This window comes from Hymenobacter yonginensis, assembly GCF_027625995.1.
Lineage (GTDB): Bacteria > Bacteroidota > Bacteroidia > Cytophagales > Hymenobacteraceae > Hymenobacter > Hymenobacter yonginensis.
On the sequence record NZ_CP115396.1, the window covers coordinates 2,746,021 to 2,766,190 of the forward strand.

Below are 20,170 nucleotides of genomic sequence, written 5' to 3' on the forward strand. Positions count from 1 at the left end.
TTGCTACGCTTCTCTCGCAATAGCGGGTCAGAACAGCTTATATGAAATCCTTCTTTCTCACCCGCCGCTTCTTTCTGCTGCTCACCGCTCTTATCCTGGGGCTGGTGGTGGCGTTTTTTCTGCCGGGCTGGCTGGCGCTGGTGCAGCTGGCGCTGGGCTTGCTGCTGGTGCTGCTGGCCCTGGATGTGCTGCTGCTCTACGCCCCGGCCAAAGGCGGCGCCGGCCACCTGTTCGGGCGGCGGGTGCTGGGCGATAAGCTGGCCAACGGCTCCGACAACGACATCAGCCTCTACCTCGAAAACCACTACCGCTTCCCGGTCAGCACCAAAACCATCGACGAGATTCCGCACCAGTTTCAGCGCCGCGACGTGCTGTTTTGGGCCGCTATCCGGCCGGGCGAGACGCAGGTAATCCGGTATCAGCTGCGGCCGGTGAAGCGCGGCGAGTACGAGTTTGGAGCCTTGAACGTGTACGTGGCCTCGCCGCTGGGGCTGGTGCGGCGGCGCTTCCAGTTTGATGAGAAACGGGTGGTGCCGGTGTATCCGTCGTTTCTACAGATGCGGCAGTACGAGCTGCTGGCCATCAGCAACCGCCTGACGGAAGTGGGCGTGAAGCGCATCCGGCGGGTCGGGCACAGCATGGAGTTTGAGCAGATCCGGCCCTACGTGCCCGGCGACGACCCGCGCTCCATCAACTGGAAAGCCACCGCCCGCCGCACCACCACCGGCCATGCCGCTGACTCCTTGGTGGTGAATCACTTTCAGGACGAGCGTGCCCAGCAGGTGTACTGCCTGATTGATAAGGGCCGCGTGATGCGCATGCCGTTCGAAGGCTTGAGCCTCCTGGACTACGCCATCAATGCTACGCTGGTGGTCAGCAACATTGCCATCCTTAAGCACGACAAGGCCGGCCTGATTACCTTCTCGCACCAGCCCGGCACGGTACTACCCGCCGACCGGCGCGGCGGCCATATGCGCAAGCTGCTAGAGGTGCTGTACCGGCAGCGCACCAAGTACCTCGAAACCGACTACGAGCGGCTGTACATCAGCGTCAAAAACAACGTCCGGCAGCGCAGCCTGCTGATTCTGTTCACCAATTTCGAGACGCTGAGCGGCATGCAGCGCCAGCTGCCCTACCTGCGCCGCCTCGCCAAAGACCACCTGCTGCTGGTGGTATTCTTTGAAAACACCGAACTGCGCGAGTTTCTGGACGCCTCCGCCGCCACGCCCCAGGACGTATACAACCAAACCATTGCCGAGAAATTCGCGCAGGAAAAGCGCCAGATCGTGCGCGAGCTGAACCGCTACGGCATCCACGCCCTACTCACGGCCCCGCAAAACCTGACGGTGAACACCATCAACAAATACCTGGAGTTCAAGGCAAGGGGGCTGATATAATCACGGATTTTTGCGAATTAAACGGATTAGTCGGATTTCGTGGACGGCGCGCCGTGGCAGGGTTCTGCTACCTCTATAGGCGCTGACGACTACAAAATCCGACCAATCCATTTAATCCGCAAAAATCCGTGATTAGTCGAATGCCTCCAGCCGGGCATTGTCTAGGAGCAGGTTGGCGCTAGTGCCGTAGTAGAGGAAGGTGATGGAGACGTTGTCAAAATCGGCTTGCGGGGGGCGCATATCGAAGTGCAGCTCGCGGGGCCAGCCGCCTTCCAGGGCCCGCTGCAGGCGCACAGTGCGCTCCTTCACCACCTCCTGGCCGCGGCGGAAGCGCACCACGTACTGCGTCATGCGGTTCATGTCCCACTCGGTCTGGTCGGCGCGGGCCTGGGCGGAGGCGCGCACCCAGGTGAACTGGCCGGGCTGGACTGGTACCGTCCATTCGGTGCTGTGCGGGTGCTGGGCGTCGAGGGCCAGGGAGCAGGCACCTTGCAGGGCCGGTGTGCCGCAGAGGCCCGGCGCGGGCTGCTCGAAATCCTGCTGCCACAGCACGCGGGTGTTGCGGGCTTCGCCCGTGAATTCGGAGTTGCTGTCGAGCAGCAGACGGGTTTCGGGGGGCACTTCGTAGCGGAACAGGATGTGGCGCAGGTAGGTGCGGTTCATGTCGCCGGCTGCCAGCAGGCCCTGGCCGCCGGGAATGGCCATCTGCGTCAGCCAGTAGCCGTAAGCGCAGCCCAGCAGCAGCAGCGGCGCAGCGGCCACGGCCCAGCGCGGCCGGGCCAGCAGCCAGCGCAGGGCAGCGGCCAGCGGCCAGGCCAGCACGGCGTAGCTGTCAATCATGGCGCGCGCACCCAGTCCGCCGCCGTATAGCCATTCGTTCCAGGCAAACGTGACGTAGGTGAACAGCACCGTGAACACCAGCAGCGGCCAGAACGCCGCCGGCTGCTGCCGCCGCAGCGGCCCGAAGCCCAGCAGCGCCACCACCAGCACCGGCGAGTACATCAGCCAGCCCGTCCGGAAGCTGAAGATGCCCTCGAACAGGTGTGGCTTCAGCCAGTTGAAGCCTTGCTCCTGGTAGCTGTACACGATCCAGCGGCCAGTAGCATACTGCCAGTACAGCGGCTGCAGACTCAGCAGCACGCCGCCGGCCACCGCCGCCACCAGCAGCAAAAGCCAGTGCTGCCGCCAGAACGTGAGCCGCTCCCGTAGCGCCACCCGCGTGCCCAGCCCCCACAGCAGCGGCAGCAGCACCGCCAGCAGCGCCGTGGGCCGCGTGAGCGTCATCAGCCCGATAATGGCCCCGATACCCGCGGCCCGCACCCAGCCGGGACGCGCGTAGAAGGCGGGCGTGAGCAGCAGCAAGGCGGCGTACCAGGTCAGCAGCCAGCTGTGCGTCATGCCGGCGTGGCCGGCGCCGCTGTAGGTGAGGTAGTTGGTGCCGAGCAGCAACACCAGCAGCACGCCCGCCGTGGGCCACTCGCCAAACCGCGGCAGCAGCGCCCGCCGAATCAGCCAGAACCCCAGCACCGACACCAGCAGGCTGCCCAGCTTCACGGCCAGCTGATACGGCGCCGAAAAGCCGTCGGGCGCGTAGCCGAGCGGGGCCGCCACGGCGTGGGCCGCCAGGAAAAACGGCAGCTCCTGCAAGGCCAGGCCGGCCGGATATTTCAGCACGAAATGGCCGCTGGCGGAGTCTCGGTAGGCCTGGTAGAAATCGGGCGTGGGCGCGTAGTCGCGCATGTATGTGTCGCGGAAATTCAGCTCGCGCAGGTCGTGGTAGATGATGGTGGCCGGCAGGTAGAGGTAGTAGCCGGAAGCATCCCAGTTTATCACCGGCGACTTATTGCCGCTCTGCGGGGCCGGATAATACCACCAGGCCAGCACCAGCAGCAGCGCCGTGCAAACCCAGGCCGCCCATCGGGAAGGAGAAGTCATGAATAGGAACAATAGGGATACGCTGCCGCAAATTGCGGAAAAGCTCGCGCCTTTGCCACACATGAGTTGCGGCCGAGGCCAGACCGCTGTAGCGCGAAGCTTTTGCTTCGCGCACCACAGCACGTAGGCGCCGCGCAGAGTGAGTGCGACGAATAAGGCCATTTTCCAAGGGTACGCGAAGCAAAGGCTTCGCGCTACAATCGTTCAAGCCCGGCACGAATGGTGCATAGCAACACCTGTCGATTCGGCGGGTGCCGTATCTTTCGCCCCCACCCTGCTCTTTTGCTGCTTATGCTTTTCCGCTTTTTCGCTGTGCTGCTGCTGGCTGCGCTGGTGCCCGCCGGCCCGCTGCAGGCGCAGGCCGTTGCCCCAGTCGCTACTCGCAATCTGCTGCCGGTGCCTACCTCCGTACGCTGGGGAACGGGCAGTTTGGGTGCCAGACTGGCACTGCGGCCCCTGCTTACCGGCCCCGCCGATCCACTGCTGAAGGCCGCCGTTGGGCGTACGCTGGACCGGCTGCGCCGCAACGGCAGCGCCCTGCCCGCCGGCAGCCCGGCAGCCGCGCCTTTGCAGATTCGCTACGGCCGCGTGGGTTTGCCCGAGCTGCAGGACGAGGAGCGCTACAGCCTCCGCGTGACGCCCACCGGCGTGCTGATTGACGCGCCCACCACGCTGGGCGTGCTGCGGGCCCTGGCCACACTGGAGCAGCTGCCGCAGCCCGACGGCCGCCGCACGGTGCTGCCCGAAGTGGACATCCAGGACCAGCCGCGCTTTGTGTGGCGGGGCTTGCTGATTGACGCGGCCCGCCACTTCATGCCGGTGTCGGTCATTAAGCGCAACCTCGACGCCATGGCCGCGGTGAAGCTGAACGTGCTGCACTGGCACCTCGCCGACGACCAGGGCTTTCGGGTGGAAAGCCGCACGCTGCCGCGCCTGCACGAGGTCAGCGGGCAGCACTACAGCCAGGCGCAGGTGCGCGAGGTGCTGCGCTACGCCGCCGCCCGCGGCATCCGGGTGCTGCCCGAGTTCGACGTGCCCAGCCACACCATTGCCTGGATGGCGGCCTACCCGCAGCTGGCCTCCAACGACTCCATCTACGGCGTGTACCAGAGCTGGCGCACCGCCAACCTCGCCATCGACCCCACCAAGGAAACCACCTACGCCCTGCTCGACACGCTGTTCCGGGAAATGACGGCGCTGTTTCCGGACCCCTATTTCCACATTGGCGGCGACGAAAACGACGGGCGGCAGTGGCGCAAGAGTGCGCGCATCATGGAGTTTGCCCGCGTCAACGGCATGCTGAAAGCCGATAAATCCCTCGATAAGCACGCCCTGCAAACCTACTTCAACCGCCGGGTGCTGGCCATCGTCACGAAGTACAACAAGAAGATGGTGGGCTGGGACGAAATCCTGGGCCCCGGCCTGCCGCAGAACGCCGTTATCCAAAGCTGGCGCGGCAAAAAGGGCCTCTACGATGCCGCCAAAGCCGGTAACCCGGCCCTGCTGTCCAGCGGCTACTACCTCGACCTCTACCTGACGGCCGCCAGCAGCTACACCACCGACCCGCTCCCCGCCGACAACCCGCTCACGCCCGAGCAGCAGGCCCTGATTCTGGGCGGCGAGGCCACGATGTGGAGCGAGTTTGCCGACAGCGTGGTTATCGATTCGCGCATCTGGCCCCGCGGCGCGGCCGTGGCCGAGCGGCTGTGGTCGGCGCGCACGGTGCAGGACGTGCCGGATATGTACCGCCGGCTGGAGTTCGTGGCGGGGCAGCTGGAGAAGCTGGGCTTGCAGCACCGCCGCGCGCCGCTGCAGCTGCTCCGGCAACTCGCCGGCCCCGATCCGGCCGCGCTGGCGCCGTTGCGCACCTTTGCGGCCGTGCTGGAGCCCGTGAAGGAATACAAGCGCCACTTCCAGGGATTTACCTACACCCCCGGCACGCCCCTCACCCGCCTCGTCGATGCCGCACCGGCTGAATCGGACGTGGCGCGGCAGTTCAGCTGGCGCGTGGATTCGCTGCTGGCCCTGCGCCCCGCCAAAACCGCCGCCCTGCCCCGCACCGCCCCCGCCCGCGACCTGCACAAGCGCCTGCGCACGCAGCTGGAACTCTGGCAAACCAACGACCCGCGCCTGCAGCCGCTGCTGCTCACCTCTCCTACCCTCACCGAGTACGCTCCGCTTTCCGGACAGCTGCGCCTGCTGGCCGCGCTGGGCCTGGAGCGCCTCACGCAGCTGGAGCGCGGCACCGCGCCGTCGGCTGCGTGGCTGGCCGCCGCCCAGAAGCAGCTGGACGCCGCCAAAGCTCCCGCCGGCCAGACGGAGCTGGCGGTAGTGGCCGGGTTCCGGAAGCTGCTGCTGTAGCGCACATATTCACTAACTGCAAGCCGGCACACTCCGCAACGCTTCCTCTGTCTTCATCTACAGAATGGTATAGAGATGCGGCCGATGGTATGTGAAACTTGTTTGGCCGATATGAATGGCCTGAGGCTGATTTTGCAAATCAGTAACATACAGAACGAATGTTCCCGCTAATACTTGCTGCCTCCTCAGCTTGGCTATTGGGCGCGTTGTGCATTGTACGCGGTACACATCTGGAGAATAGGAACGGATGCCCATGTCGCCGGCCCGGATAACGGCTACCCCAGAACCGAGAGGCTGTTGGCCGTTCATCAGCGCATAGCGCACGGAGTCCAGCCGCAGATATTGCCTCGTGCTGGTATGGAAATCAATATCCATAATGCAGCTGTCGGAGCGGGAGATTTCCCAGGCTGTCAGCGGTAAGGGCAGGAAGCTCGTGGCGTGCAGCAGTTCAATGCGAATGTGCGATTTACCCGTTTGCGTAACTTCCGGCGGCTGGTGCCACACCCACGATTCCGGCTTGCGCCACGCCACGCAGCCGCCTGCCAAAGCACCGTATAGCAATAGAGCCATTGTCCCCAACTTTCCTGCTATTCTCCGATTCATACGCAACGTCAGTATCTGATAAATCACCAAACTTAGGCATGTGCTGAGTATGTCGTTTAAGATACTGATGCACCAGATAGCGCCCAACTATCCGACCTAAAACAGCACCGACACCTGCATCCGCCCAGTGTGCACGGCGCCTATGCCGTTGGCTTTGCGGCCGTCGTAGGCTAGGCTCAGGTTAAGGCCGTTGCTGAGGCGCTGCTCGGCGTTCAGGTTCCAGGTGAAGTTGCTGCCGGGGCGCAGGGCGTTCAGGATTTCCAGGCCCACCACCGAGTCCTGGGAGCCGTCGAAGCTGATACGCACGTAGCGCGTGGTGGCCGTGATGGTGCGCTTGCTGACCTGGCTGATGCGGGTTTCTATACCCAGCTCGTCGAAGACGCCGCGGGCCTTGTTGGCATCGTTGATGGGCGCGACGTTGTTTTTGTCGGTGCGCAGGTAGGTGCCGGTGAAGCGGAAGGTGCCGTTGGGCTGGTAGCTGATTTCGGGAGCCACCTCGTAGGCCAGCACCCGGAAATTGCGGGTTTCCAGGTACGTGGAGCTGTTTTGCCGGATGGTGCGGCTCAGGTTCAGGCGGCCCGTAAACGACTGCGCCAGCGTGCGGCGCAGCAGCAGGCTTTGGGCCGCCAGGTTGCGGATGTCGGAGCCCTGCGTGAGCAGCACTTTCTGCTGGGTTTGCTGCACGGTCATTTCCGCCCCGAAAATGGGATTGGACCGGTTGAAGTACAGCGTATTGCGCAGCAGCTTGTTGAGGCTCAGCAGCAACGAGTCCTCAGTCTGAAACGCAAAAGGGTTAAGGCGCGACGACAGGCTGTTATCCGTCGTGCGGCGGTCCAGCGTGACGGTGCTGATGGCCGAGAAGCGGGCCGCGGCGGCGCGCCAGCCGCCAGCTTCGCGCCAGGCGCGCGGGGCGCTGGTTGTGAGGCGGTAGCTGAAGCGGTTGGTGAAGGCCAGAATGTAGTCGTCGGTGGGCAGGTACACCTTGATGTGGGTGCGGTAGACGGCGTCCGAGGTCTGGGCTTCCAGGAATTCGTCGCGGTCCTCGGTGTTGTTGCCGTTGGTGTCGCCGCCGTAGTAGTGCGTGCCCTGGCCGTTGGGCACGGCCACGAAGGCGTAGTCGCGCTTCAGCTCGCGGCCGGTAGCCACCTGGTAGCTCAGCTCGGAGCGAATCTGGTTTTGCAGCAAGCTGGCGTTCCAGTCGATTTTGGCCAGCACGTTGCGCTGGCGGGCGCTGTCGCGCACGGCCAGGTTGCGGTAGGTGGCCAGGATGGCCAGGTCCTGGCTTTTGCCGAGGCGCGTGGTCATGGTGCCCTGCCAGGTCTGGGCGGTGCTGCGCGGCTGGATGGCGGTTTGCTCGGGGTTGGGCGTCTGGTCGCGGCGGAATGTGTAGTCGGCGCGGAAACGGGTTCGGGCCGAGTCCTGGCTTTGCAGGAACACGTTGTGCTCGTCGAAGTAGTTGGCCGACGTGACGGAGTCGCCGGCGGGCAGCGCCACCCGGTTTTTGTCGAAGCGGTAGGCGTAGCCGGGCACGATGGGCGCGCCCACGTAGCGCGCCGCCGCCTCTCCCCGCGCCCAGCGCGACTCCTTGCGCCCCGCCTGCGAGTTCAGCAGAAACAAGCTGCCGCGCAGCTGCACGTCGCCGACCTGGCGGGCGGCATCCAGCCAGTGCTGCAGCCCGCTCACCTCCCCCGACCGAAACCGGCGGCTGAGGCGGTAGTTGACGGCGTTGTTTTCGTCTTTGGCCGCGCCCACCGCAAAGTTCAGAATGTTGTCGGCGTGGGCCTCGCGGCGGGTGGCGTTGCCCTGCACGGTGCTGGCGGTGCTCCAGTTGCGGTCAAACTCGATGTCGCGGAACCGGTCCACGGGCGCGAACCGGCTGCTGGTGTACTCGTAGTCGAGGGCGCTGCGGAAGCGGTAGTCGCGCAGGAAACCCAGGCCGGGCAGGCGGCGGTCCTGCACGGCGTAGCCCACGCGCATGGCCTGGCCCTTGTCGGAAGCCGGCGAAAAGCGGTTCAGATCCAGCTCCGACACGGCCACATCCACGAACACCGAGGCCGTGGAATCCAACTGAAAGCTGGCCCCGCCGGACACAATCTGCTTGAGCAGCGGCGCCGGCAGCAGCCGGATGGGCGCGTAGCGGCCCTGCCGCACGCCGGCCACCGGCGCCACAAACTCAAACACCCGCCCGTTGGCGCCCGGAAAGCGGGTGCTAAGGTTGTAGTCGCCGTTGCCGGGGCCCACCTCCGTGAAGCGTACGTTGTACACGTCGCGCGTGGAGTCGGCCGGGTACGTGAATACCTCCACGGGCAGGCCGTTGATGGTACGGATTTCGCGGTTGTAGAGCACCTGCGTGCGGGTGTAGGCCACGGGGCTGCCGCCGCCGGGCGTGCTGGCCTGCGCCACATTGTCGGGCAGCTCGCGCAAGCGGCGGCGGTCCACGCTGTCGAGCTGGAGGTTGGGCGAGTTGTCGGGGTTGTCGGCTTCGCGGTAGAAGTTGGCGTGCACGTTCAGGCGGCCCGCCTGCTGGTAGTGGCTGGCGTGGTAGAGCGAGCGGGCGTAGTTGAAATCGGAATACTCGAAGTCAATCTTGATGCGCGAATTGCGGGTAATCAGGTGCTGGGGCGAGAACGTGACTTCGGCCTGGTTGTAGTCGATGACGTAGTCGTTGTCGAAGCCGCGCGTCATCAGGCGCCCGTCCAGATACACCCGCTCGGAGTTGGCCAGCACGATGATGAACTGCTCGCCGTTGGGCCCGCGCAAACGGTACGGGCCCTGCACGTTCTCAATCGGGGCCACATCAATGCTGGCAAACTTGCCCTTGGCCACGCCGCCCGCCACCGTGGTAGACGACCGAACTGGCCCGAACCGGCCGCGGCTTTCGCCTGAAACGGTGGTGCCGGCCACCTGCGGCACGCCCAAACCTACCGGCGCCAGCGGGCTGCCGGGCGCGGTGGTGGCGCCCTGCTGCCCGCCGTTGGTGATGGTGGTGGTCGAGTACGAGCCCGAACCGACGCCCGGATAGCCGCTGAGTGGTGTGAGCTGGGGCGTGCTGAAGCCGCTGAGGCCGCCCGCATTCTGCCCCAAGTTCACTTCCAGGGCCGCGCCCTGCACGTTTTTGTAGAAGCGCAGGAAGTAGTCGGGCTTGTTGCGCATCACCACGTCGCCGGCCGTCAGGTTCCAGCGCGGACTGGTGAGCGTGATGTAGATCCGGTCGAATTCCTGTAGCTGCTGGGTGTTGCCCTCGGGCTGAAAGGGCACGTTCTGGTCGCTGATGGCGGCCGTCAGGTTGATGTTGTCGGTGAGCTGGCCTTCGAGCTGCAGGTTCAGTGAGGAGTTCACAAACACGTTCTGGGCGTTGCCGAAGCTGATGCCGCGGGCCAGGTTGCCGGTTTTGTTGATGCCCGGCGTACTCAGAATCTGCTCTTTCACCGTGAAATCTTCCTGCCCGAACGTGCGGCGCGGGAAACTCAGGCTGTCCAGCAAGCCGCGAGGCCGCCGAAACGCCGGGGCCGCCAGCCGCAGCGGCAGCACCCGGTAGCACACCAGCACCGAATCGAGGCCGGGCACCGCAATATCCGGCTGGCCGGGCTCGGGGCTGGGCAGGCGGCGGCCGGGCTCCACGTAGCGGTACCGGTCCTGGCGCACGTCGTAGGCCACGGCGCGGCCTTTGATGCTCACGGAAGTGGGCACTATGGTCAGCGTGTCAGTCAGTGTAAAATCTGTGGTATCCCGGCCGGGCAGCAGGCGCACCCACACGCAGCGGCGCGTGTTGGGCGGGGTTTCGGGCCGCTGTTGCGCCTTCGCGCCCGCCCACGCCACCACGCACGCCAGCAGCAGGCACAGGCGCAGAAAGTGGGGCGGAAAGCTGCTACTCATAGAAAAGATATACACGCCGGCAGGCTGCCGGTAGCTCAACGTAAAAATAGCGTGGATTCGTGCCAGCCTTACCCCACCCCAACCCCTCCCCAAAAGGGAGGGGCTTAGATTACTACCACAACGACAGGATGACGTGCGCTGCAATGCCTGCGTAAGGCTGCCAATACACGAGTGCATGACGTTGCCAAAGTAACAAAAGCCCCTCCCTTTTGGGGAGGGGTTGGGGTGGGGTCAACCCGCCAGCGGCAGTTCGATATAGAACGTGGTGCCGGTACCTTCCTCCGTCTCAAACCAGACGCTGCCGCCGGCGCTTTCGATGCCGCGGCGTGCCACAGCCAGCCCGATGCCGGAGCCGGTGGCTTTGGTGGTGAAGTTGGGAATGAAGATTTTCTCGCGCACATCGGCCGGGATGCCGGCGCCGTTGTCCTGGATGCTGATCTGCACCCGCTTGTTGCTCTGCACGCTCAGTTGGGCCGAAACCTGGGCGGCGCGGCCTTCAGGTACGGCTTGCAGGGCGTTGATGAGCAGGTTATTGAACGTGCGCACCAACAGGTTTTCGTCGGCAAACACGATAGTGGGCGTCTCTTCCTCGGGCAGCTGCAGCTCGATGCGGGCGTCAGGGCGGCTGCCCTGGTGCAGCTCCACGCAGCGGCGCAGAATAGGGGCTACGTCGAGGCGCTCGGGGCGCATGGCGGGTAGGTTGGTGAAGGTGCTGAACGAGGTGGCAATGTCGGTCAGCACGTCAATCTGGGTGATGAGCGTCTGCGACACCTTGGCAATCAGTTCGTCGAGGTTGGGGCGCTGGTCCTGGATGGCGCGCTGCAGAAACTGCAGGCTCAGCTTCATGGGCGTGAGCGGGTTCTTGATTTCGTGGGCCACCTGCCGGGCCATTTCGCGCCAGGCGGCTTCCTTTTCCTGGGTGGCCAGCTCCAGCTTGCTTTCCTCCAGCTTGAGCAGCATGGCGTTGTACTCGCGTACCAGCAGCCCAATTTCGTCGTCCGACTGGTAGTCGAGCGTTTCGTTCTGGCCGGTGAGCGTGGTTTGGCGGAGCTTCTGGGTGAGCAGCTTGAGCGGATTGGTGAGCATGCGCGAGGCCACAAACGTGAGCACCAGAAACACAATGAACATGCCCGTGAAGATGTTGAGCAGAGTCGAAATCAGCTCAATCAGCTTGTTGTCCAACTCTTTCTCGGAGTCGAAGAACGGAATGCCCACGTAGCCCAGCACCCGCCCGGCCTGCCCGGCCTCAGTTTCGGCGGCCCGCAGCGGCAGATACAGTGAGTTGAACGACAGCGAGCCGGCCCGCTCCATCAGCAGCACCCGCGGCTGGGCGCGTTCCTTAAGCGCCGCCACGGCCTGCGGGTTCATCAGCGGCCCCAGCAGCCCCGACTCGAACATGATGGGCTGGCTGCTGACGATGAGCTGGCCGCGGGCGTCGTAGAGATTGAGGTCGGTTTCGGTGAGCGAGGCCACGTTGTCGGCCAGGGCCAGCAACGCGGGGCGGCCGGCCGAGTCGGTGAGCAGGGCGCGGTTCTGCAGCAGGTTGTCCTGCACGGTGCGGCCGCGCCGCTCGTAGGTGCGGCGCAGGTCGCGCTTATACGACGACGTCACCTGGCTGGCCGTGGCAATACTCACCAGCACCAACGGCACCAGAATCCCGAAGTTGAGAAACAGCTGAATCTTGGTGCTGAAGTTGGTACGCAGCACGGCCAAATACTCGCCGCGCACCAACAGGTACAGCGCCATGGCCAGCAGCCAGTAGAAGGTGTGCAGCAGGAATAGGAACGAGAAGTTGGCCAGCCAGTCGGAGAAGCTGTACGTGGACGTGGTGACGACCACCGTGCGGTGCTGGGTTTCGTCGCGCACGGCCAGGTGATGGAAGCGGCCCACCACCAGCCCCGTGCGGTACAGGCGCGGGTCGTTGTACTGCTGGCGGCGCAGGCGGTTCACGTAGTCGAAATCTCCTTCGCTGTACACCAGCCGGTCCTGCTCGTAGCCGGCGTAGCTCAGCTCGGCCCCTAGCCCGGGCTGAAAGAGCTTCTGGTCGACCAGCAGCTCGGGCACCACGCTGTAGGTGGTCAGCTTCTTGAGGCTAAGCTCCAGTAGCACGGTGTTGGTGCCCTGCCCCGCCCCGGGCACGGCCACGAAATCCACGTAGCGCCGGGTGCTGAACGAGTTGTTGCCGCGCACCAGAAACAGGTTGAGCTGGTCGGTGCGGGTGGAGTTCTGCAGCAGCCGGTACCGCGCCTGCGACAGGGTTTCGGCCCCCTGCCCCGCCCCGATGGGCCGGCCGGCGGCATCAAAAAACGATATCGTGACTTCGTATTTGCCGAAGTAGTTGCCGAGATAATGTTTCACAATTTTCTGGCGCACCACTTCCGGGTTGGCAAACGGGCCAGCCAGCACCTTGCGGATCAGCGGGTCGGCCGCAATTTCGCGGGCCCGCTCCGTAAGCAGAAACTCGCCCTGCAGGTCGTTGTCGGTGAGCAGGTTGCCGGCCAGGTTCTGCTTGTTCTGCACCAGCTGGCGGTCGAAGTGCTCGAACAGCGCCAACGCGCCCACGGCCGCGCTGACACTAAGCATCAGGAAGATGAACAGATACACCTGATAGGTGCCCATGGCCGCCACGCGCCGCAGCCCGGTCAGGCGCAGCAGCAGAAAAATCCAGAGCGTGATGCCCACCAGCATCACCTGCACCTGCCCCAGCGCCACACCCACCGGCAGAAACAGCAGCGCCCCCAAACCCAGGCCAAACACACCTTCTCGGCCTTTGCCGGTACCCAGCGTGGCACTGAACAGCTGCGCCACCAGATAATACCCCACCAGATAGGCCCCGGTGTGCAGAGCAATGGCCAGCGTCAGCAGCAGCTTAAGGCCCGATACCGAGATATCCTGCGTAATGTCAAGTATGACCCGCGAGTTGTTGAAGCTGTTGGAATAGAACTGAAACTGCAGCTCCAGCAGCACAAAAAACAGCACCCCGGCCACCACGCCTACCGTCGTGCGGTCCGAGGTTTTGGTGAGGCGCTCCACCCAGCGGGTGGGATTGTAGTGCCGGAACAGCCGCAGCCCGCAGTAAGCCGCCAGCGCCAGCAGCAGCGCGTTGATAAACAGGTCGCCGAGCGAGGGCGACAGCCACGACGCCGCGTACACCCGCGGGTCGAACAGCGGCAGCTCAATAAAGGAAAACGGCAGCCCCAGCGGCAGCAGCACGGCCCGCAGCAGGCCCAGCGGCAGCAGCAGCGCCGCGCTGCCAGCCAGCACGCGCCCCGCCCCGAACAGCCGCCGGGCCCACATCAGCCAGCTAGCCAGGTAGAGCAGCAGCCCCACCACCAGCAGCGTCATCGGGATGTACTTGCCGGTGATGGGGTTGCGCTGCAGGCGCTCCAGCGAGAACAGGTAGCGGCCTTCATCCGATTCAATAGCTGGCAGCCCAGGCTTCTTATCGGTTACCAGCCGCACGTTCAGCCCACGGAACAGGGCCTTTTCGGAGCCGTCGCGCAGGTAGCGGTTGCTGATGCCGTAGCGCTTTTCCAGCGGCACATAGGTCAGTACTACGTAGGGGCCCGAAGCCTGCCGTAGCGCCAGGTAGCGCCCAAACTGCATGTCCACCAGCTTTTCCCGAAAGCTCTGCCCGACGTTTTCGGGCTGGGGCCGCGTGGTGTGGTCGGACCAGTAGCGCAGCTGGCCGTTCTGGTAGATGAAGCTCGGATAAGTGGTGCGGCCCACCAGCGTGCTAAAGCGCAGCTCGCCCCGCACTGCCTGCTGCAGCACGTCGGTGGCTTCCCGTTCGGCTTTTTGCTCGGCATCCCGCACCAGCTTCTGCAGCCGTAGCGCATCGGCGCGCAGCAGCACGTCGGGCGTCTGGCCATAGCGGTTGCTCAGGAAAGCACCCGCAAAACAGAGGAAAGCGGCCAGCAGCAAGGCTAGCGGTAGGGAACGGGCGAACTTCAACAGGCGCAGGATTGAGCGGCAGCACACGGCTACGCAGAAGCCGCTACCAAACAAAAATGCCGCCAAATGGCGGCATTTCCTAGCTGGCTCCTATTCCGCGGGGCGCAGCGGCAAACTTTCAGCGAATCGGGGAGTGTAGTGGATGCCGCCAAAAAAGTACAACATCACCACGCGAGCGTACCGGAACAGCAATGGCGTCAGGGCAACAACCACTACGGCCACTGCCGTCACGTACACCCATACCGGCGGGTCATGGGCCAGGTAAAACAGCAGCACGCCGGTCAACACCACAATCAGGGTAGAGAAGCCGTAGCTGATGTACATGGCTCCCCAGTAGAATCCCACTTCCGGCTCGTAGTGCTGCCCGCAGACCGCGCAGCTTTCATACATATCGTCGAAGCGGGTGAGGTGCAGCGCCGAGTAGCGAAACAGCGGACCCCGGTGGCAGCGCGGGCACTTCTGCGCCAGCATGGCCGCCACCGTCGAATCGGCCCGAGGGGCCACTAGCGGCGCGCCGGCTTCTTGGCTTTGGAATTGCGGTACCAGAAGTAGCCCACAGCCCCTACCAGCAGGTACGGAATGGCCGCCATGTACAGAATGCCCTTGTTGAGGCCCGAGAAATCATACCCATCCTTTTCCGTCCGGGCCGACTCCACCTGCGTTTTGCACATGGTGCACTGTGCCGCCGCCGGGCTTGGGGCCAGGCTGAACAGCACGCCCAGCAGAAGGGCAAATACCGAGGTTACAAACAGCTTTTTCATACTCTTACCAACTGCGTTTGTAGGTGGATGGTTTGCCCGGAAAGACAAATGGTACTCCTGCTGACAATGAGGCCAGGCGGCTGCTCTGGCGGCTGCCCTCCTGCGCACTCTATGTGTAGTACGGCGCAATCATGAAGTACACAATCACGCCCGTCACGGACACGTACAGCCAGATCGGGTAGGTCCAGCGCGCAATGCGGCGGTGCTTCTGAAACTGCTCGGTCAGCGCGAAATACAGCGTGAACAGCACCAGCGCCACCGTAACGGCAGCCAGCAGAATGTGCGAAATCAGAATGAAGTAGTACACGCTCCGGATCAGGCCCTGCCCGCCAAACGTGGTGCTGGGCACCTGCGAGTGGTAGGCCACATACGACACCAGAAACAGGGAGCCCAACAGAAAGGCCAGTCCCATCATGGCGCGGTGCTTGGCAATGTCCTTGCGCCGGATGAAGTAGTAGCCGGCCATTAGCAGCAGCGCCGTCAGGGAGTTAAGCACGGCATTTACGGCCGGCAGCATCTTCACTTGCGCGCCTTCGATGCGGAACACGTTGGGGAAGAAGTGCAGCACCGCCACAGCCACCGGAATGACTGCGCCAAGTACGGCCGCCAGCACCTTGAATTTGGTGTTACCGCCGGCGGAAGCAGAAGGGTTATTCGTGTTCATAGGAGTAGAGCAGCACGTCGATTTCCGTCATGAGGCGCTCAACGTCTTTGGTTTTGGTGCCGTCGTAGATGCCGCGCACCCGATGGTCGCGGTCTACGAGGTAGAGTTTCTGGCTGTGCTCGATGCCGGGCGCCTGGCCCTTGGGAGCTTCCAGCCGAAACTCGTCCGTGATTAACCGGTAAAGCGCCGTTTTGTCTCCGGTCAGGAAAAACCATTTGCCGGCAATGGCGCCATACTGCTCGGCGTAGCGCTCCAGCACGGCCACCGAATCCTGAGCGGGGTCAACGGTAAACGATACCAGCTTTACGCGCGGATCTTTGCGGTACCGTTCCTGCACGCGCGCCATCTGGCTGTTCATGCGCGGGCAGGCGCCCGGGCAGGTGGTGTAGAAGAAATTGGCCACATACAGGCCGTTAGCCGCCACCTCGCGCTGCGTTACCACCCGGCCAGATTGCGACGTAAACCGGAAATCGGCCAACTGGTGGAAAACAGTATCGCGCCGCCACTTCCCTTCCACCAACGTCGAATCGACGCCCGTGGGCAGGTAAGTGGGCAGCGCGTAACGGTTGGTGCCGAATGTGTACAGAAACACAAAGGCCAGCACCGGGACCAACAGCATGAGGCCCAACAACAGGACGTGTTTGGGCCTCATGTAGTTAGTTGAATACGTTCCAGAACGAGTTCTGATAGGTTCCTTCCGTCACCAGAGCAATCAGCAGCCAGACGAGCAGGGCCATCGGAATGAGGATCGTCCAGATCAGCGCTTTCACTTCATGCTTCAAGTGCATGAACTCGGCCACGATGAAGAACGCCTTGAAAATCGTCAGGATGATGAAGATGGAGTTGCGGAGCGTGCTGGGCTCCATCAGGAATACGAAGACGAATTCCAGGGCCGTAATACCAACCAGAATGAAGAAAGTCTTCCAGATCCAGCCGGTGTTCGGCTTGGCGATTTCGCCGGGAGCAGTGGGCTCAGTGCCTGCGTGATTAGCCATTTGATTGAATGGTTAAATTGTTGAATTGCTAAATAGGCTACGGTGCTACAAGTCAGTCGAAGGATCAACCAGTCAACACTTTAGCCATCGAACAATTTAAACGAGGTAGAAGAAGGTGAAAACGAACACCCACACCAGATCTACAAAGTGCCAGTACAGGCCAATCTTCTCGACCATTTCGTAGTGGCCACGCTTTTCGAACGTGCCGTTGGTGGTGGCAATAAACGACCACACCAGCAGGCAGACACCCGAGAATACGTGCGTACCGTGGAAACCGGTAATAAAGAAGAACAGGTCAGCAAACAGCACCGGACCGTACTGGTTTACGGCCAGGTTGGCGCCGTACACTGTGGTACCGTCCAACATTTTGGTGCCGGCATCGGTGCCATGGATGAAGTGGCTCCACTCCCAAGCCTGCGAGCCCAGGAACGTGGCCCCGAACAGGATAGTCCACAACAGCCACTTCTGCACGTCCTTCTTGTCCATGCGGTGGCCGGCTTCTACGGCCAGTACCATCGTCACGGAGCTGAAGATGAGAATCATCGTCATCAGGGCCACAAAGCCCAATGGTACATCCATGCCGTGCAGGCCGGGGAAACCATTGAACACCTTGTCCGGCACCGGCCAGTAGGCGGTCGAAAACTCGAACGCCTTGCCAGCGGCGGCATCAAATGCCGGATAGCGGTGGCGGATCAGGCCGTAGGTGGTCAGGAACGCGGCGAACGTGAAGGCGTCCGACAGCAGGAAGAACCACATCATCAGCTTGCCGTAGCTGGCCTTGAAGGGCTCGTTGCCTCCGTCCCAGTTGCCGCTACGCGGCCGGTCGGCGGCGCTGGCAGTAGAGAGGGGCTGCGTCGTGGAAATCGTGGACATACAGTGCGGGGTAAGACGAAACTAGTGGTTCAAAAGTAGGAACAAATACAGGTACAACCAAAGCCCGCCCAGGAAGTGCCAATAGATGGTGCAGTTGGCGATGGGCATCATCTGCCGCGAATGCACCTGATAGCGAAGGGTTTTCAGGTAGGTCTTGACCAGAAAAATCACTCCGGTGATGAGGTGAAATCCATGGACGCCCATCAGTACATACACAAACGAGCCGGAAGGGTTGGCATCTACCCCACCAAAATAGGTGCGGCCAGCCACCAAATCGCCCCACGAGAACCACTGGCCCACCAAAAAGGCGAAGCCCAGCAGCACGGTCAGGCCCATGGCCAGCTTGGCGCGGCCCAGCTCATCGCGCTTGGCCGAGGCGTAAGCCCACTGCATGGTAACGCTGCTCAGCACAATCACAATGGTGTTGTAGAGCAGGCTGATGGGCAGATCAAATTCGCGCCAGTTGCCTTCTTCGCGGCGCACGATGAAGCCGCTGGTGAAGGCCGCGAACATCATGATGATGCTGATGATCATTAGAATCAGCAGCAGCCGCAGCGGGTGCAGCCCGGAGCCGGGCTCTTTGGTTTCTAAGGATTCGGTGGTTTGCATGAAGTATGGGGTTTGTTACTCTCTTTCGGCTGCAGTGGTTTCAGCGTATGTCAGGCATTTCACTACCTCCGGAGCATTAACAATTAACTGCGCAAAAGAGTCAACCAAGCGTTGCGCTTTACTAGAGTTTGTCGAGAACAAGGGCTATCTGCACGATGGGCAGATACAGAAACGAGCCGAACATGATGCTCATGGCCGCTTTTTTGGAGCAGGTGCGCATCAGGTAGAAGGTCTGCATCAGAAATAGCACCCCGCACACCACCGCTACCAGCGCCGATACTTTGCCGCTGATGCCGAACTGCAGCGGCAGCAGGCTCATGGGAATCAGCAGCAGCGTGTAGGTCATGATCTGGAAGGCCGTGCGCAGGTCTTTGCGGCCCGGCGACGGCAGCATCTTGAATCCTGCAGCCCGGTAGTCTTCATCGAGCACCCAGGCAATAGCCCAGAAGTGCGGAAACTGCCACATAAACTGAATGCCGAACAGCACCCAGCCGCCAATGCTGGCGGCCCCGGTAATGGCGTTGGTGGCGGCCACCCACCCGATAAACGGCGGCAGGCCGCCGGGAATGGCGCCCACAAACACACAGATCGGGGAAAGCTGCTTGAGCGGCGTGTAAATGAAGCCGTACAGGATCAGCGAAATCAGGGACAGCGCCGCCGCCAGCGGATTGAAGCAGTAGGCCAGCAGCCCCAGCCCAAATGCGCCCAGCACAACGGTGAACACCCAAGCCTCTGCCACCGACAGAACCCCGAGGGGCAGCGGCCGGTTGGCCGTGCGCTTCATCAGCTTGTCGAGGTCTTTTTCGTAGATCTGGTTGATGGTATTGGCCGAGCCGGTGATGGCCAGGCCACCCAGCATCACCAGCAGTGCCCGCCCCCAGTCGAAGGCATGAGCCCCCAGCAAAAAGCCTATGGCACTGGAGAAGGCGACCGTCAGGGCCAGCCGAAACTTAAGCAGTTGAAAATACGCCCTGGCTTTGATCATCAGAAGTTAAAACAACACGGGCGGCGGAAGGACTCCAAACCGGGCCGCAAAGTTACGCAACAACGCGCGGAATAGCGGCCTGCCCCTGTGTTTTCGTCTGGCGGCGGTAGCGGATAATCGTCAGAAACTGTGCTCCAAAAAGCACGGTGGCCAGCGTCAGGTGCACGGGCTGCACGGCGGCCGGCAGCGCGAAGTAGGCCAACGTGACGCCAGCCGCTATTTCCAGACCCAGCAGCACAATCACCACATTGGCTAGGCGCTGCAGGCGCTGGGAGCGGGTCTGGTACAGGCGGAAGGCTACGTACAGGTTCAGCAGCAGCAGCAGCAGCGAAAACGAGCGGTGTACTTTAAACGTCAGGCCTAGCTGCTCCACCCAGTTGGCGCGGCTGCCATAGTCGGCGGCCGCGGCTACCACATCTATCTGCTCCCGCACCTGAGTGCCCAGGATAATCTGGCCGAAGGTGGCCAGCGTAATCACCCACAGCCACAAGCTAAGACCCGCTGACGGCGTCCAGGATAGTTCGGCCTCTTGGCTGTCCTGCCCTACCCGCTGCGAACGGTCAACAGCGTAAATCAGCAGCGCCACAATCAGCAGCGCGACGGCCATGTGTACCGTTACCATTTCGGGCAGCAGGTTGGTAGACACCACCAAGGAGCCCAGCCAGCCCTGGAAGCCGGTCAGCAGCAGCGAAACGAAGGCCAACCCGAACACCACCGGGTCACGACGCAGGTACGGCAACGCCAGCAGCACCGTCAGGAAGATAAAAACGCCAATCAGGGCCCCCAGCAGCCGGTTTAGGTACTCAATCCAGGTTTTGGTAGCGTTGAAGTCGGTTTCGATGTATTGCGTGGGGTGAGCAAAAATCTGAGCGGCTACCTGCTTGAATCCCAACTTATCCAGCGTCTTGGCAATGCGCTGGTTTTTGGCTACCCGCTGCTCAGTATAGATTTCTTTGTAGTTGGCTGGCAGCTGGCCTACCGCCGTAGGCGGCACCCAGGTTCCAAAGCACTTGGGCCAGTCGGGGCAGCCCATACCGGAGCCCGTACTCCGGACGATACCACCGACCAGAATCAGCAGATACACTGCCACCACCGTCAGAATGCCGAAGAAGCGAAACCGCCTCACAAAAGCAGGTTGATTCATAGAAAAAGGGGCC

Annotated in this window: 15 protein-coding genes; 2 read left to right on the plus strand and 13 right to left on the minus strand. The window is 62.7% G+C overall.

Features of this window, described 5'->3' with window-relative positions; genetic code table 11:
* Positions 1 to 41: 41 nt before the first annotated feature.
* The gene (locus tag O9Z63_RS11915; RefSeq protein ID WP_270125444.1) at positions 42 to 1,397 is read left to right on the plus strand and encodes a DUF58 domain-containing protein; all 1,356 of its coding nucleotides are present in this window, start codon (positions 42 to 44) and stop codon (positions 1,395 to 1,397) included.
* A 132-nt stretch (positions 1,398 to 1,529) separates the two neighbouring features.
* Here the strand turns inward: O9Z63_RS11915 and O9Z63_RS11920 are convergent, their stop codons facing one another.
* A complete protein-coding gene (locus O9Z63_RS11920; protein ID WP_270125445.1) occupies positions 1,530 to 3,332 on the minus strand; it encodes a hypothetical protein in 1,803 nt (600 codons plus the stop codon).
* A gap of 291 nt (positions 3,333 to 3,623) precedes the next feature.
* On the opposite strand from O9Z63_RS11920, the gene O9Z63_RS11925 reads away from it, so the two are divergent.
* Positions 3,624 to 5,693 (plus strand): beta-N-acetylhexosaminidase, encoded by a 2,070-nt coding sequence (locus O9Z63_RS11925; RefSeq protein WP_270125446.1) that lies wholly within the window; start codon positions 3,624 to 3,626, stop codon positions 5,691 to 5,693.
* A gap of 57 nt (positions 5,694 to 5,750) precedes the next feature.
* Here the strand turns inward: O9Z63_RS11925 and O9Z63_RS11930 are convergent, their stop codons facing one another.
* The 12 genes from O9Z63_RS11930 to O9Z63_RS11985 all read right to left on the minus strand — a co-directional run bounded on the left by O9Z63_RS11930 (position 5,751) and on the right by O9Z63_RS11985 (position 20,157).
* The gene (locus tag O9Z63_RS11930) at positions 5,751 to 6,263 is read right to left on the minus strand and encodes a hypothetical protein (protein ID WP_270125447.1); all 513 of its coding nucleotides are present in this window, start codon (positions 6,261 to 6,263) and stop codon (positions 5,751 to 5,753) included.
* Between the two features lie 129 nt (positions 6,264 to 6,392).
* Positions 6,393 to 10,172, minus strand: coding sequence for a hypothetical protein (locus O9Z63_RS11935; RefSeq protein WP_270125448.1), 3,780 nt, complete (start codon positions 10,170 to 10,172; stop codon positions 6,393 to 6,395).
* A gap of 231 nt (positions 10,173 to 10,403) precedes the next feature.
* On the minus strand, positions 10,404 to 14,126 hold the full coding sequence (locus O9Z63_RS11940) for a sensor histidine kinase (RefSeq protein WP_270125449.1): 3,723 nt from the start codon (positions 14,124 to 14,126) through the stop codon (positions 10,404 to 10,406).
* Positions 14,127 to 14,216: 90 nt separating this feature from the next.
* Positions 14,217 to 14,630: a DUF983 domain-containing protein gene (locus O9Z63_RS11945; RefSeq protein ID WP_270125450.1), complete on the minus strand. Its 414-nt coding sequence runs from the start codon at positions 14,628 to 14,630 to the stop codon at positions 14,217 to 14,219.
* Complete coding sequence (locus tag O9Z63_RS11950; RefSeq protein WP_044016643.1) at positions 14,630 to 14,887, minus strand: hypothetical protein; 258 nt, start codon at positions 14,885 to 14,887, stop codon at positions 14,630 to 14,632. The genes O9Z63_RS11945 and O9Z63_RS11950 overlap by 1 nt, the downstream gene beginning before the upstream one ends.
* A 109-nt stretch (positions 14,888 to 14,996) precedes the next feature.
* On the minus strand, positions 14,997 to 15,551 hold the full coding sequence (locus tag O9Z63_RS11955) for a DUF420 domain-containing protein (protein ID WP_270125451.1): 555 nt from the start codon (positions 15,549 to 15,551) through the stop codon (positions 14,997 to 14,999).
* Entirely contained in the window at positions 15,538 to 16,170 is a 633-nt protein-coding gene (locus O9Z63_RS11960; protein ID WP_270125453.1) for an SCO family protein, read from the minus strand. Before O9Z63_RS11960 ends, O9Z63_RS11955 begins: the two co-directional genes overlap by 14 nt.
* Before the next feature lie 37 nt (positions 16,171 to 16,207).
* On the minus strand, positions 16,208 to 16,546 hold the full coding sequence (locus O9Z63_RS11965; protein ID WP_270125454.1) for a cytochrome C oxidase subunit IV family protein: 339 nt from the start codon (positions 16,544 to 16,546) through the stop codon (positions 16,208 to 16,210).
* Between the two features lie 96 nt (positions 16,547 to 16,642).
* Positions 16,643 to 17,419, minus strand: a complete 777-nt coding sequence (locus O9Z63_RS11970) for a cytochrome c oxidase subunit 3 (RefSeq protein WP_044016636.1) — start codon at positions 17,417 to 17,419, stop codon at positions 16,643 to 16,645.
* Between the two features lie 21 nt (positions 17,420 to 17,440).
* Complete coding sequence (locus tag O9Z63_RS11975) at positions 17,441 to 18,028, minus strand: cytochrome c oxidase subunit 3 (RefSeq protein ID WP_270125455.1); 588 nt, start codon at positions 18,026 to 18,028, stop codon at positions 17,441 to 17,443.
* A 121-nt stretch (positions 18,029 to 18,149) separates the two neighbouring features.
* Positions 18,150 to 19,013, minus strand: a complete 864-nt coding sequence (gene cyoE, locus O9Z63_RS11980) for a heme o synthase (RefSeq protein WP_052381528.1) — start codon at positions 19,011 to 19,013, stop codon at positions 18,150 to 18,152.
* A gap of 52 nt (positions 19,014 to 19,065) precedes the next feature.
* Positions 19,066 to 20,157, minus strand: coding sequence for a COX15/CtaA family protein (locus O9Z63_RS11985; protein WP_270125456.1), 1,092 nt, complete (start codon positions 20,155 to 20,157; stop codon positions 19,066 to 19,068).
* Positions 20,158 to 20,170: the final 13 nt, after the last annotated feature.

Coding starts and splice junctions, on each gene's coding strand:
- O9Z63_RS11915 (WP_270125444.1), top strand. CDS start 42: ATGAAATCCTTCTTTCTCACCCGCCGCTTCTTTCTGCTGCTCACCGCT.
- O9Z63_RS11920 (WP_270125445.1), bottom strand. CDS start 3,332: ATGACTTCTCCTTCCCGATGGGCGGCCTGGGTTTGCACGGCGCTGCTG.
- O9Z63_RS11925 (WP_270125446.1), top strand. CDS start 3,624: ATGCTTTTCCGCTTTTTCGCTGTGCTGCTGCTGGCTGCGCTGGTGCCC.
- O9Z63_RS11930 (WP_270125447.1), bottom strand. CDS start 6,263: ATGGCTCTATTGCTATACGGTGCTTTGGCAGGCGGCTGCGTGGCGTGG.
- O9Z63_RS11935 (WP_270125448.1), bottom strand. CDS start 10,172: ATGAGTAGCAGCTTTCCGCCCCACTTTCTGCGCCTGTGCCTGCTGCTG.
- O9Z63_RS11950 (WP_044016643.1), bottom strand. CDS start 14,887: ATGAAAAAGCTGTTTGTAACCTCGGTATTTGCCCTTCTGCTGGGCGTG.
- O9Z63_RS11955 (WP_270125451.1), bottom strand. CDS start 15,551: ATGAACACGAATAACCCTTCTGCTTCCGCCGGCGGTAACACCAAATTC.
- O9Z63_RS11960 (WP_270125453.1), bottom strand. CDS start 16,170: ATGCTGTTGGTCCCGGTGCTGGCCTTTGTGTTTCTGTACACATTCGGC.
- O9Z63_RS11965 (WP_270125454.1), bottom strand. CDS start 16,546: ATGGCTAATCACGCAGGCACTGAGCCCACTGCTCCCGGCGAAATCGCC.
- O9Z63_RS11970 (WP_044016636.1), bottom strand. CDS start 17,419: ATGTCCACGATTTCCACGACGCAGCCCCTCTCTACTGCCAGCGCCGCC.
- O9Z63_RS11975 (WP_270125455.1), bottom strand. CDS start 18,028: ATGCAAACCACCGAATCCTTAGAAACCAAAGAGCCCGGCTCCGGGCTG.
- cyoE (WP_052381528.1), bottom strand. CDS start 19,013: ATGATCAAAGCCAGGGCGTATTTTCAACTGCTTAAGTTTCGGCTGGCC.
- O9Z63_RS11985 (WP_270125456.1), bottom strand. CDS start 20,157: ATGAATCAACCTGCTTTTGTGAGGCGGTTTCGCTTCTTCGGCATTCTG.